Below are 12,111 nucleotides of genomic sequence, written 5' to 3' on the forward strand. Positions count from 1 at the left end.
ATGCCTCGCCTGCTGATCGTGCACCACACGCCGTCACCAGGCATGCAGGCGATGTTCGAAGCCGTCGTCTCCGGCGCCACCGCGCCGGAGATCGAAGGCGTCGATGTGGTGCGGCGGCCAGCGTTGGCCGCCACCGTCCCGGACGCACTGGAGGCCGACGCCTACATCCTCGGCACTCCCGCGAACATCGGCTACATGTCCGGCGCGTTGAAGGTCTTCTTCGACCAGATCTACTACCCATGCCTCGACTCGACCCGCGGCCGCCCATACGGGCTCTACGTGCACGGCAACGAAGGCACAGAGGGCGCCATCCGTGCCGTCGAATCCATCACCACCGGCCTCGGCTGGTCGAAGGCGGCTGCACCGGTGAACGTCCTCGGCACCCTGAGCAAGGCGGACATCGACGCCTGCTGGGAACTCGGCGCCACCATCGCCGCCAGCCTGATGCCGTGAAGGCCACCCTCACGGCGTTCAACGCCAATGCCAGGAACTTGACCAAGTCCACGGGCAGGCCGCTTTCGGGCATCTCAAGGTCCATTAAGGACAGAAATTCGTCTCGCCTGTCACACGTGTCACACCAGCCTCACCTATCACGGAACGCAACGCCGTGAAGGTCACCCTGACTGCACTCAACGCACCAAACTCGGCCCTCACGCCCATGCACGCTATGCCATGCCCGCACCCCTAGCCCCAGCACCGACTCACTTGTGCCGGCCGCAAATCTACGCAGGTCAACGGCTCGCGCTTGCCTCTAGCGTCGATCAAATTCCGACCCATAAAGTTCCTGGCATTGGCGTTCAACGCACCAAAACCGGCCCTCACGCGCTGACACCTCCTCACCGCACCGAGCTTTCGTCCATTGTGGACAATTGGCTGGCGGTCTCCCAGGCACTTCGCCAAGGCGATGAGCAGACCTACGTCTCAGCAAGTCCGCGCCATTTCCGGTCGATCTCGTCCGGGCGCTGGCGTCCGCATTCGACGACATTGCCCTCGGGGTCGGTGACCTCCGCGAAACAGTCCCCCTGCTCGACGATGACGTTGATGTTCTCGATCCCAGCTGCCCGATCGTCATCACCAACCCAGTAGATGACGGCGAATGCGGGCTCGTCGCCGAGATAGTCCGTCCGGACCCGGCACCGCTCGCCAGGGCGCAACCAATAGTCACTCCCCAGCGGTTCGAGCCAGAGCACGAGCCATCCCGGCGACTCGTTGTGCACGTCGATGGCTGCCATGTCCGCAGCCTATCGACGTCGTCCTGGGTTTCTTGGTGACTGTGAACGACGGGCATGCAACCAAAGAGGGCTACTCGGCGTGAGGGGATGTGAGCCGACGGTGGGCGTCGGCTCACATCAACCTGAGGGGTTTGTGTGGGCAGAAAGCAGTGCGCGGTCCTGACAGCCGCGTTACTCGCCGTTGGGCTGGCGGCCGTGCCGGCCACAGCGGCGGCTGAGCTCAACCCGGGAACTGCCGCCGACAGGCCTGGCACGGTCACTTTGATCACTGGTGACCTTGTGCGGGTTGCCGGTGAGCGGGTGGCTGGGGTGCGGATGGCCAAGGGACGTGAGCACGTTCATGTCTGGCGGTACACGCTCAACGGCCATGACTTCGTCGTCCCCGATGATGCGATGAGCCAGGTCAACGCGGGCAAGTTGGACAAGCGCTTGTTCGACGTCACCGGGCTTGTCCAACAGGGTTACGACGACGCGCGTGAGCCCAGCGTGCCGACGATCATCACGGGCACGACCGCGGGCAGGCTTGCGACCAACGGTATCCAGGCGGTCGACGTCCCCAAGAAGGACGCGGCCAGTGCGTGGAAGCAGCAACGCCGAGGCGACCAGAAGGTCTGGTTGAACGGCAAGGTGCACGCCACCCTTGACCAAAGTGTCAAGCAGGTTGGCGCGCCCGAGGCTTGGCAGCAGGGGTTCAAGGCGGACGGTGTCAAGGTCGCTGTCCTCGACACCGGTTACGACGCCAACCATCCGGATCTGAAGTCCAAAGTGGATGTCGCGGAGAACTTCACCGACGAGGACAACCGCGACAACGTCGGCCACGGAACCCACGTGGCCAGCACGATCGCGGGCACCGGCGCTGCCTCCAACGGTCGGTACGCCGGGGTCGCGCCGGGCGCGAGGCTACTGATCGGCAAGGTTCTTGGCCAGTACGGCGGCCGCGAGGACTGGATCATCAACGGCATGCAATGGGCCGTCGACAATGGCGCCAAGGTTGTCAACATGAGCCTTGGCGGCGGCGTCAGCGATGGCACCGACCTGATGTCGCAGGTGGTGAACGAGCTTTCCGAGAAGGCGCTGTTCGTCATCGCCGCGGGCAACTCCGGTGCGCCGGAAACCGTTGGCTCACCCGGTAGCGCCGATCGGGCGCTGACGGTTGCCAACGTCACAAAGTCCGACGAGCTCAGCGTCACCTCCAGCCAGGGGCCGAGGGTCGGGGACTTCGGGTTGAAGCCGGAGATCTCCGCGCCTGGCACGGACATCGTCGCCGCTCGCGCGGAAGGCACCTACGTCCCGTTCTCCATCAACGAGAACTACACCAAGATCTCCGGCACCTCGATGGCCACTCCGCATGTCGCCGGGGCCGCCGCCATCCTGGCCGGGCAGCATCCACAGTGGACCGGCGGGCAGCTCAAGAGCGCGCTGATCAGCTCGGCCAAGCGCTTGCCCGGGATCGATACCTTCGCGCAAGGCGCCGGTCGTCTTGACATCGCACGCGGCGTCAAGCAGCAGGTACGCGCCGAGGGCGTGCTCTCGTTCGGCAACCTGTGGGGCAAGCAGGACGCCAACCGCACGATCACCTATGTCAACGACGGCCCGAACCCGGTTCAGCTCACGCTGACCGTTGACGTCAAGCAGAAGCACGGCGGGCCAACGAACCTGTTCACCACGGACAAGACCGTCGCCGTTCCCGCCAAGGGAACCGCGCAGGTCACGGTCAAGGCGGACGCGACCGACAAGCCGAACGGCGAGTTCGAGGGCGTCGTGCGGGCGCAGGCGGGAGAGCTCGTGCTCACGACACCGCTGACCGCGAACCTCAAGGGCGCCAAGAACACCTTGACCATCAAGGTTCCTTCGCGGGACGGCGAGCCGTACCGCGCGCTCGTCACGGTGCAGAACGACGAGACCGGGTACGCGGACGGGATCGTGACCGACACCGGCGAGGCCACGTTCGAGGTCCCCTCGGGCAAGTACCGTGCGCTCGGGATGATCGTTGACCAGTCGTTCACGCGGACCATGTTCGCTTTGCCCGTTCAGGTTTCCGGTGACACCGAGTTCACTGTGGACACCAAAAAGGGCAAGAAGGTCACGGTCGGGATCGACGACCCCGACGCCAAGGCCGAAGCGGGCGGCGGGATCGGCATCCTGTCCGATGTGGACGAAACCGGGCCACGGCTCGGCACCGCCGTGCTCGCTGGTGGGGCTCAGGAAAACCTGTACACCCTCGGCGGCCACCGGATGCGTGGGCTGAGCCTGGCCTCGTCGAGCTACTGGACGTACCCGTGGGCGACGATCAAGGCCAACGGGCCGCAGGGTTTCGGCTTCCGGGTTGCCTACGCACCCTTCGACCTGGATTTCACCGGTGATCTGACCGCACGCGTCGTCGACGTGGGTGAGGCCGACACCGAGTCGATCAACAAGGCGGGCGATGTGACCGGCGCGATCGCGATCATCACGCCGAACGACTGGAACGCGCCGATGTATCCGCCGGAGTCCCAGCTGCGCAGCGGAATCGAACTGCTGAAGGCCAAGGGCGCACGGGCCGTGGTCTCGTACTTCAACCCGGCCATCGAAGATCAGTCGCCGCCCGCCATGAACACGATTCTCGCGTTCGACCAAGCGGATCTGATGCGTGTGCAGGACCAGTTGAAGCAGGGCCCGGTCGAGCTGACCATCAACGCACGGCCGAACAGCCCGGTGGCGTACTTCCTCGCGGACTCCGTCCAGGGCGTGCCGACCGGTCACGACTTCCGGTTCCGCAAGGCCGAGCTCGGCCGGATCGACCGTCAGTTCAACGACACGCTGCCGAAGGGCACGTACCGTTTCCAGATTGGTGTGCTCACCGCAGGCGGTATCAGCGGCAACGCCGAAGTCGAGGTCAAGTGGCCGCAACGGCGCACCGACTTCATCTCCCCCGGCGCGCAACTGCTGCTGTACTCGGCCGCTGGCTTCTGGGACAAGGGCGACTTCGGCGGCGAGATCGCGCTTCCCGTGCAGCTCAAGCCCGGTCAGCGGCATTCGACCAAGATGTTCGCGGCGCCGCTCGGTCCTGAGCTCACGCAGGCTCCGATCAGCCGCCAGGACGGCAAACCCGTGCCGTCGGCGTACCGGTTGGGCGACAAGATCAACCTGGCGATCCCGATGTTCGCCGACAGCGACCCGGGCAACGCGGCCCAACTCGACGACACCAACCTCGGCAGTACGGTGTTGTTGAAGGATGGCAAGGAAATCGGGCGCCGCAACGATCGGCCTGCGTTGGGCGAGTTCGTGGTTCCCGCTGGGCCAGGCCGATTCCAGCTGATCGCGGACGCCAACCGGCCGCAGTACGAGCTGTTGGCGCCGCAGCTGTCGCCGAAGACCCGTTCCGAGTGGACGTTCCGTGCCGGTGCGGGCACGGATCAGCGGACGGCCTTGCCGTTGTTGGACGTCCGATTCGACCTTCCGCTCGACGAGCACAACACGACCGCTGCCGGGAAACCGTTGTCCGGCAAGGTTACCGCCGCACACCAGCCAGGTGCACGGCCGTCGTGGGTCGTGGAGACGTCGGTCGAGATCTCGTTCGACGAAGGCAAGACCTGGCAGCGCGCCAAGGTCAGGGGTGACCGCGTGGAACTCCCGGCCGGACCGGCCGGATACGCGTCGCTCAAGGCAACTGCCCGGGATATCGACGGCAATTCAGTGACCGAGACGGTCATCCGGGCCTACGCGATCAAGTAGTTACACAATCAGGACATTACGCGGATAGGACGAGGACACCAGCGCGCGAGAGTCATCGCCGTGAAATTGGCAATCGTCGCGCTGGCCCTCGTCCTGTCGGCATGCACCACTCTTGTCACGCCGAAACTCGCGTCCTCACAGGACGATGCCGCGCTTGCGGACAGCAGCGTCTCGCCATTCGACAACGACCATCCCGCGATCAGCAGGCTGGATCCGAAATTGCGGGACGCGATGCAGCAAGCGGCCCGTGACGCCGAGGCCAAAGGCATCAAGGTCGTGGTCACGTCCGGCTGGCGCAGCCGGGACTACCAGCAACAACTGCTGGACGAGGCCACCAGCAAATACGGCAGCCTGGCTGACGCGCGCAAACACGTGAACACGCCGGACAAATTCACGCACGTCACCGGGAAAGCCGTGGATATCGGCTACACCGACGCCGCGGACTGGTTCAGCCGGAAAGGCTCGAAATACGGCTTGTGCCAGACGTACTCCAACGAGATGTGGCACTACGAACTGGCCACCGAACCCGGCGGCGAATGCCCGCCACAGCTGGCCAACGCCGCAGGATAATCCTCGTGAGTGGTTATCCGTGTTCTAACCTGGATAACCACTCACGACAGGATAATCACCCGTTAACCAGCTTCAAGGCCTCGGTTGAATACCTCTCGCCCGCCACTTCCCCTGCCACCGACGAGATCTTCGCCAAATCATCCGCGGCGAGCTCGATCGTGGCCGCGGCGATGTTCTCACCAAGGTACGTCCGGCGCTTGGTCCCCGGAATCGGTACGACGTCGCTGCCCTGGCTCTGCACCCACGCCAGCGCCAACTGGCCAGGCGTGACGCCCAGCTTGTCCGCCAACGCTTTCAATGCCTCGACGATCGTGTAGTTCCGGTCGTAGTTCTCGCCCATGAACCGCGGCAGGTTGCGCCGGGAGTCGCCTTCGGTGAAGTCCTGGGTGACCCGGCCGGTCAGGAAGCCGCGGCCAAGTGGCGAGAACGGCACGATCCCGATGCCCAACTGGCGACAGGTATCGAGGATCTCGCCCTCGATATCCCTGGTCCACAACGACCATTCGCTCTGCAGCGCCGAGATCGGGTGCACGGCGGCCGCGCGCCGCAGTGACTCCGCGCCCGCCTCGGACAGGCCGATGTACCGGACCTTGCCCGCCTTGACCAGCTCTCCCATCGCGCCGACGGTCTCCTCGACCGGGACGGCCGGGTCGATGCGGTGGGCGTAGTACAGGTCGATGTGGTCGACGCCGAGCCGCTTCAACGACGCCTCGCAGGCCTGCTTGACGTACGCCGCGTCGCCGCGAACACCTTGGTCGGACTTGTCCAGGATTCGTTTGAACCCGAACTTGGTGGCCAGTACGACTTCGGACCGCCGTGCCCTGACCACCTCGCCGACCAACTGCTCGTTGTGGCCGAGGCCGTAGACGTCCGCCGTGTCCAGCAGCGTCACGCCCGCGTCCAGCGCCGCGTTGAGGGTCGCGATCGACTCGTCGCGGTCAGCGGGGCCGTAGCTCTGGCTCATTCCCATACAACCGAGGCCCTGTGCGCCGACCTCTAATTCGCCAAGCTTGCGGGTTGGCAGGGTCATGCGGAGGCCTCCAGCCGGTCACCGTAGAGATCGATCTTGTAGTTCAGGATCCCGAGGCACGTCTGCAACTCGGCGATCCTGGCGAGGACGTCTTTGCGGTGGTCGACAAGGATCTGATGACGGCGGCCTTCGGTCCCCACACCGCGCATCCGCAGCTGCGCGTACTCGCGCATCATCCTGATCGGCATACCGGTCGTCCGCAGCTTGGTGAGGAACTCCAGCCAGGCAAGGTCCTCATCGGTGTAGCTGCGCCTGCCGCCGGAGTCTCTCGCAGGCGGCTCGACCAGGCCGATCCGTTCGTAGTAACGCAGGGTGTCGATGGACAACCCACTGCGTTCGGCAGCTTGGGCGATCGCATATGTCACACCACGACGCTAGAACCTGGAGTGCACTCCAGGTCAAGGTTATTTATGCGGCACGCCCCACGACTCGAACCGCGCGCCCATCGACGCGATGTCGATCGCACCCCGGTCAACCTCTCTGACCAGGTCAAGCGCGTCGTCTTCGTCGGCGTCGATCCAGTAGCCGTTGATGTCGCACAACGTCACGGCGGCGACCCAGCCGAGCCGCCAGTTGCCCTCGGCCAGCGGCCTGTTCCGGATGATGGACTCCATCAGCGCGGCCGACTTCAACCAGAGGGTGCCGTACGCCTCGACGCCGAGCACAGTCGCCTGCGGCCGGTGCGCCGCGGAATCCAGCAGGCCAAGGTCCCTGACCACCAGATCGCCCCCGGTCACCGCCGCCGCGAGCACCAGCAGGTCGCTGGCGTCCAGGTAGGTGATCACTCGAGACTTATATCGTCAGCCGGTCCCGAGTCGCTCCAGCAGCCCCTGGTAACGCGGCAGAATGCGTTCGAGTACGTCGCCGATCTGCTGCTGCTTGTGCAGCTTCGACCAGCGTTCGGCGAGCGCGAGCCGGAGGATCTCCTCTGAGGAGCGTCCCTCGGCCGCCGCGAGGGCCGCGAGCTGCTCGCTTTCCTCGTCACTCAGGCGCAAGGTCATGGCCATTGCGGCATCCTAACGGTTACATCTCGAAAAGCAGAGGGCTGGCTGGTACTGCCCTCCAGGTTGCCCATTGGTGCACAGTCGGTTCCGACCACCAAAAACCGGGCTAATCTCGACAAGTGCCGCGCCCAAAGACACATGACGAGGCCTTACGCGTCCGGTTATTGGCCCGTGCCGGGGAACTGCTGTCCGGTGAAGGTCCTGACGCACTGAGCCTACGCAGACTCGCAGCCGACGTAGGAACGTCGACCACAGCTGTCTACTCGCTGTTCGGGGGGAAGCCCGCGCTCGTGCGAGAGCTGTACGTCGATGCCTTCCACAGGTTCGGCAACAGGCTCACCGAGGTGAGCCGTACCGGCGATCCCGCCGAGGACCTGGTCCAACTCGGCATGGCGTACCGCCGTGCCGCACTGGCCGAACCCCACCTGTACCTGATCATGTTCACCAAGGCGGTTGCCGGTTTCGAGCCGGACCACGAGACCGCGACCCACGTGCTTGGGCCGATGGTCGAGGTTGGCCGCCTGGCAGGCTTACCCGAGCCCGAGACCGCCGCGATGACGGTCTGGGGGCTCGTGCACGGGTTGGTCTCGCTGGAACTGAACGGAAACCTCACAGATGCCGGCCAGGTCGAGCGCGTACTACGCGCCGGTCTCGCCGGCTTCAGTGTCTCGGTGGCAGTACCCAGGGCGACGAGCAGCCCGTACGCGTAAGCAGTCAGGGCAGCGGGGAGCCCTGTTCGCTTTCACCGAGTTGTCGGCTGGGGACAAGGTTCAGACGGCTCCATACTGACGGTCGCCCGCGTCACCGAGGCCGGGCACGATGAACCCGGAGTCGTTGAGCCGTTCGTCGATGCTGGCGGTGACCAACCGGACCGGCAGGCCGGAGTCCGCGAGCGCCTGAATACCTTCCGGCGCCGCGAGAACACACACCGCAGTCACGTCAGTGGCGCCGCGCGTGACCAGAAGGTCGATCGTGTGCTTCATCGAGCCGCCGGTGGCCAGCATCGGGTCGAGCACGAACACAGGACGCCCGGAAAGGTTGTCGGGCAGCGACTCCATGTACGGCGTCGGCAGCAGCGTCTCCTCGTCGCGGCTCATCCCGACGAAGCCCATCTGGGCGTCCGGGATCAGCTTCTGCGCCTGATCGGCCATGCCGAGACCGGCCCGCAGCACCGGGACGAGCAGCGGCGGATTCGCCAGCCAGTAGCCGTCCGTGCGCGCGACCGGCGTGTGGATGCGATCCACGCGCACAGGCGCGTCCCGCAGCGCCTCATAAATGAGGATGACGGTCAACTCCTGCAGCGCGGCCCGGAAGGCGGCGCTGTCGGTCCGCGCGTCCCGCATGGTGGTGAGGCGTGCCTTCGCCAGCGGGTGATCGACCTCGACGACGTCCATGGCGGACACCGTAGCGGGCCGCCTGTGGTACTACGCTCAGCGGCGTGAGCCAAGACCAGCCTGGGGACCACCTGAGTATCCGGATCTCGAACGAAGATCGCGAGCGTGTGGCGCAGATCCTGCACAACGCGATGGCCGAAGGCCGCATCGAGATGGCTGAGCTGGAAGAACGACTGGACGCGGTGTACGCGGCGAAGACGTTCGGCGACCTCGAACCGGTCACGCGTGACCTGCCCGTGCAGTCCACCAGCCCGGTCCCGCAGCCGGTGCCCTCGCCGATGCGTGGCAGCCGGATCGTGCCCGGGGCGACCGTGGGGCCGCGTAACTCCGTCGCGGTGATGTCCGGCGTGGAACGCAAGGGCGAATGGGTCGTCCCCTCGCAACACCAAGCGATCGCGGTGATGGGCGGGGTGGAGCTGAACCTGACGTACGCCCGGTTCGAGGCGGCGGAGACGGTGATCACCTGCTTCGCCTTCATGGGCGGCGTGGAGATCTACGTACCGGACGACATTCACGTTGTGGTGGACGGAGTCGGCTTCATGGGCGCGTTCGAGGACAAGTCGATGGGCACCCCCGCCCCAGGCCGTCCGGTCGTGCGAATCAACGGTTTCGCGATGATGGGCGCGGTGGAAGTCAAGCCTCCCAAGCGAAAGCACCTGCGGGACGCCGACCGCCGCGAGATCGAGGAATGACCCGTAGCAAGCGGCCGCCACTGGCGGACGAGCGTACAACGGTGACGGCTTTCCTTCAGTGGCACCGGGAAACGCTGGAACTGAAGTGCTTGGGGTTGTCTGCAGGGCAGCTGGCTTCGCGGCCTTTGGCGGCTACCGGGCTGTCCTTGCTCGGGTTGCTGCGGCATGCGGCCGAGTCCGAGCGGTTCTGGTTCCGTCAGGTGCTGGCTGGTTCTGCTGGCTCGCCGCTGTTTTCCGACGCTTTCGACGTCGCCGGGGCCTCTGTGCCCGAGGCTTGGGCGGCCTGGCGGGCCGAGGTCGCTTTCGCTGACCAGTTCGTGTCTGCGGCTGTGAGCCTCGATGTCACTGGGGACGAGCCTGGCGAGGGGCCCGTGTCGCTGCGGTGGGTGCTGATGCACATGATCGAGGAATACGCGCGGCACAACGGCCACGCCGACCTGCTCAGAGAGCAGATCGACGGGACCACTGGTCTCTAGATCGGGTTGCCGTTGGTGCCGCAGACGCGCTGAGCACGAATGCAGTCACGCATTCTGCGTTCCAGCTCAGCGGGGTCCCAGGCGTTCATGAAGTCGCCGTGAAACGTGAATCCGGGCGCGGTGGTGACATTGACGCCATTCCGTGTGCCTGCGAGGGTCAGGCCGGTTCCGTTGACCGGGTACGTGATCAGGAATTCCGTACGCGGCAGGACGACCGGGTGGGACGGCGGGCAGACAAGGCCAGGTGCGAAGGCCATGTGGTCCTTGTGGTTCGGCGAGTCGAGGTCTCGACCGTTCCAGCAGGTCGGGAAGTCCAGGTAGGTCTCCAGTTTGCTACCGGGCGGGCAGTTCATGAAGTCCCGGCTGGAGGCGCCGTGCCCCACACATGACCACCGGACCGCCGGGTTTTGGTCTGCGGTCGTCGCGCCCGCGTTGCCGACGACTGTCCGCAGGCCTTGTGGCGGCGCGACGGCTTGGGACGCGTTGTGGATGCCTTGGTAATAGATGATCACGCTTTCCGGCGTGATCGCGACACCGTTCTTGTAGACCGTCGGCACCCAGTAGGCCGACAGGTCCACTGCGGGCTGGCAGTTGGTCGTTCCTGCCCGCAGGGACTGCAGGGTCGAGTGGGCGTTCGTTGTGCGGTTTCCGAAGAACTCGTGGATATGGGAGACGTTCGTCTGGCCTGGGAAGACGATCGGGTCGTTGCCTGCCCGGTGGCTCGACGAACAGTTCGCGCGGAACTCGGATGCCGCGAACGCCACGATCGGGCCCGCGTCGAAGGTCGTCGCATGGGCAGAGTGTCCAGTCGGGGACTGAGTCGTGAGCAGGATGACCACCATGGCCAATGGGGTCACCGCGACCGCCGCCATGATACGTCGACGGAAACGTTTCCAACCAGGCTTTGGCAGGGTTTGCGCAGGCATCGCTCCTCCTCTTCGAGGTTGTGAGAGCGCTCTCACACCTCTCAATGTAACAACCCGGTCAATCAGCGCCCCACCTGCGAGGACATAGACTCTCCGCATGGCCACACCCACGACAGCGCGGTCGAGCGAGGGGCTACCGCCCGAACTCGCCGACGCGACCCGCGACGAGACAACCTTGCGCAGATTCCTGCTCGGGCTGCCTGGTGTCGACCAGGTCGGCGTCGAACAACGAGCCGCTGGCCTGGCCACGCGGAGCATCAAGAAAGCCGCGAAACTCCAGGCCATCGACATGGCCATCTCGATGGTCGACCTGACCACGCTCGAAGGCGCGGACACGCCTGGCAAGGTGCGCTCGCTGTGCGCCAAAGCCCGCCGTCCCGACCCCGAGCGGCCAGAGGTGCCGCAGGTCGCGGCTGTCTGTGTCTATCCCGACCTGGTCGCGACCGCGGTTGAGGCCCTGCAGGGCGCACCGATCGAGGTTGCCAGCGTCGCGACGGCGTTCCCGTCCGGCCGGGCCGCCAGGGAGATCAAACTGGCCGACGTCAAGCAGGCCGTGACCGCGGGCGCGTCCGAAGTGGACATGGTGATCGACCGCGGCGCCTTCCTCTCCGGTCGGTACGGCCAGGTGTTCGAGGAGATCCAGGCCGTCAAAGCGGCATGTGGCGACGCGCACCTGAAGGTCATCCTGGAGACCGGCGAGCTCGTCACGTACGACAACGTCCGCCGCGCGTCGTGGCTGGCGCTGCTCGCGGGCGGCGACTTCATCAAAACCTCGACCGGCAAGGTGTCCCCCGCGGCGACGCTCCCGGTCACGCACGTGATGCTGCAGGCCGTACACGACTGGCTCAAAGCGACCGGCGAACTTCGTGGCGTGAAGCCCGCTGGCGGCATCCGCGACACGAAGACCGCCGTTCGTTACCTGGTCGCGGTGCACGAGGTCGCCGGGCCGCAGTGGCTCGACCCCAAACTGTTCCGGTTCGGCGCCTCCAGCCTGCTCAACGACCTGCTGATGCAGCGACGGACCCAACTGGAGGGCCACTACAGCGGCCCGGACTATGTGACGGTGGACTGAC

General features: G+C 65.6%; 14 protein-coding genes. 7 read left to right on the plus strand and 7 right to left on the minus strand.

Annotated features, from left to right (window positions below; all coding sequences use genetic code 11):
- Positions 1-453, plus strand: a complete 453-nt coding sequence (locus tag LWC34_RS24015) for a flavodoxin family protein (protein WP_233727398.1) — start codon at positions 1-3, stop codon at positions 451-453.
- A gap of 461 nt (positions 454-914) precedes the next feature.
- On the opposite strand, the gene LWC34_RS24020 is transcribed toward LWC34_RS24015, so the two are convergent.
- Positions 915-1,232 carry a hypothetical protein gene (locus tag LWC34_RS24020; RefSeq protein ID WP_233727399.1) on the minus strand — a complete coding sequence of 106 codons (318 nt, stop codon included), beginning with the start codon at positions 1,230-1,232 and terminating at the stop codon, positions 915-917.
- A gap of 135 nt (positions 1,233-1,367) precedes the next feature.
- Here LWC34_RS24020 and LWC34_RS24025 point away from each other — a divergent pair, with 135 nt between their 5' ends.
- Entirely contained in the window at positions 1,368-4,946 is a 3,579-nt protein-coding gene (locus tag LWC34_RS24025) for a S8 family peptidase (RefSeq protein WP_233727400.1), read from the plus strand.
- Between the two features lie 60 nt (positions 4,947-5,006).
- On the plus strand, positions 5,007-5,516 hold the full coding sequence (locus LWC34_RS24030) for a D-alanyl-D-alanine carboxypeptidase family protein (RefSeq protein WP_233727401.1): 510 nt from the start codon (positions 5,007-5,009) through the stop codon (positions 5,514-5,516).
- A 55-nt stretch (positions 5,517-5,571) separates the two neighbouring features.
- On the opposite strand, the gene LWC34_RS24035 is transcribed toward LWC34_RS24030, so the two are convergent.
- The 4 genes from LWC34_RS24035 to LWC34_RS24050 are packed head-to-tail and all read right to left on the minus strand — an operon-like array spanning position 5,572 to position 7,553.
- The gene (locus LWC34_RS24035) at positions 5,572-6,546 is read right to left on the minus strand and encodes an aldo/keto reductase (protein WP_233727402.1); all 975 of its coding nucleotides are present in this window, start codon (positions 6,544-6,546) and stop codon (positions 5,572-5,574) included.
- A complete protein-coding gene (locus LWC34_RS24040) occupies positions 6,543-6,911 on the minus strand; it encodes a MerR family transcriptional regulator (RefSeq protein WP_233727403.1) in 369 nt (122 codons plus the stop codon). Before LWC34_RS24040 ends, LWC34_RS24035 begins: the two co-directional genes overlap by 4 nt.
- A 39-nt stretch (positions 6,912-6,950) precedes the next feature.
- Positions 6,951-7,331, minus strand: coding sequence for a type II toxin-antitoxin system death-on-curing family toxin (locus tag LWC34_RS24045; RefSeq protein WP_233727404.1), 381 nt, complete (start codon positions 7,329-7,331; stop codon positions 6,951-6,953).
- 15 nt (positions 7,332-7,346) lie between these two features.
- On the minus strand, positions 7,347-7,553 hold the full coding sequence (locus LWC34_RS24050; protein WP_033388278.1) for a ribbon-helix-helix protein, CopG family: 207 nt from the start codon (positions 7,551-7,553) through the stop codon (positions 7,347-7,349).
- Between the two features lie 116 nt (positions 7,554-7,669).
- On the opposite strand from LWC34_RS24050, the gene LWC34_RS24055 reads away from it, so the two are divergent.
- The gene (locus LWC34_RS24055) at positions 7,670-8,260 is read left to right on the plus strand and encodes a TetR/AcrR family transcriptional regulator (protein ID WP_233727405.1); all 591 of its coding nucleotides are present in this window, start codon (positions 7,670-7,672) and stop codon (positions 8,258-8,260) included.
- 60 nt (positions 8,261-8,320) lie between these two features.
- Here LWC34_RS24055 and upp read toward each other — a convergent pair whose 3' ends face one another.
- Positions 8,321-8,944 (minus strand): uracil phosphoribosyltransferase, encoded by a 624-nt coding sequence (gene upp / locus LWC34_RS24060; RefSeq protein ID WP_233727406.1) that lies wholly within the window; start codon positions 8,942-8,944, stop codon positions 8,321-8,323.
- A gap of 44 nt (positions 8,945-8,988) precedes the next feature.
- Here upp and LWC34_RS24065 point away from each other — a divergent pair, with 44 nt between their 5' ends.
- Both LWC34_RS24065 and LWC34_RS24070 read left to right on the plus strand, forming a co-directional pair.
- On the plus strand, positions 8,989-9,636 hold the full coding sequence (locus LWC34_RS24065; protein WP_233727407.1) for a DUF1707 SHOCT-like domain-containing protein: 648 nt from the start codon (positions 8,989-8,991) through the stop codon (positions 9,634-9,636).
- Positions 9,633-10,112, plus strand: a complete 480-nt coding sequence (locus LWC34_RS24070) for a DinB family protein (RefSeq protein WP_233727408.1) — start codon at positions 9,633-9,635, stop codon at positions 10,110-10,112. Before LWC34_RS24065 ends, LWC34_RS24070 begins: the two co-directional genes overlap by 4 nt.
- Here the strand turns inward: LWC34_RS24070 and LWC34_RS24075 are convergent.
- A complete protein-coding gene (locus tag LWC34_RS24075; RefSeq protein WP_233727409.1) occupies positions 10,109-11,038 on the minus strand; it encodes a DUF1996 domain-containing protein in 930 nt (309 codons plus the stop codon). The genes LWC34_RS24070 and LWC34_RS24075 overlap by 4 nt on opposite strands.
- Positions 11,039-11,135: 97 nt before the next feature.
- Between LWC34_RS24075 and deoC the strand changes: the two genes are divergently transcribed.
- Positions 11,136-12,110, plus strand: coding sequence for a deoxyribose-phosphate aldolase (gene deoC / locus LWC34_RS24080; RefSeq protein WP_233727410.1), 975 nt, complete (start codon positions 11,136-11,138; stop codon positions 12,108-12,110).
- Position 12,111 lies beyond the last annotated feature (1 nt).

This window comes from Kibdelosporangium philippinense, assembly GCF_021390435.2.
Taxonomy (GTDB): domain Bacteria; phylum Actinomycetota; class Actinomycetes; order Mycobacteriales; family Pseudonocardiaceae; genus Kibdelosporangium; species Kibdelosporangium philippinense.

Bases quoted from the DNA above. Each gene is read 5' to 3' on its own strand.
- LWC34_RS24070 (WP_233727408.1), top strand. From the start codon at position 9,633: ATGACCCGTAGCAAGCGGCCGCCACTGGCGGACGAGCGTACAACGGTG.
- upp (WP_233727406.1), bottom strand. From the start codon at position 8,944: ATGGACGTCGTCGAGGTCGATCACCCGCTGGCGAAGGCACGCCTCACC.
- LWC34_RS24075 (WP_233727409.1), bottom strand. From the start codon at position 11,038: ATGCCTGCGCAAACCCTGCCAAAGCCTGGTTGGAAACGTTTCCGTCGA.
- LWC34_RS24035 (WP_233727402.1), bottom strand. From the start codon at position 6,546: ATGACCCTGCCAACCCGCAAGCTTGGCGAATTAGAGGTCGGCGCACAG.
- LWC34_RS24020 (WP_233727399.1), bottom strand. From the start codon at position 1,232: ATGGCAGCCATCGACGTGCACAACGAGTCGCCGGGATGGCTCGTGCTC.
- LWC34_RS24050 (WP_033388278.1), bottom strand. From the start codon at position 7,553: ATGGCCATGACCTTGCGCCTGAGTGACGAGGAAAGCGAGCAGCTCGCG.
- deoC (WP_233727410.1), top strand. From the start codon at position 11,136: ATGGCCACACCCACGACAGCGCGGTCGAGCGAGGGGCTACCGCCCGAA.
- LWC34_RS24015 (WP_233727398.1), top strand. From the start codon at position 1: ATGCCTCGCCTGCTGATCGTGCACCACACGCCGTCACCAGGCATGCAG.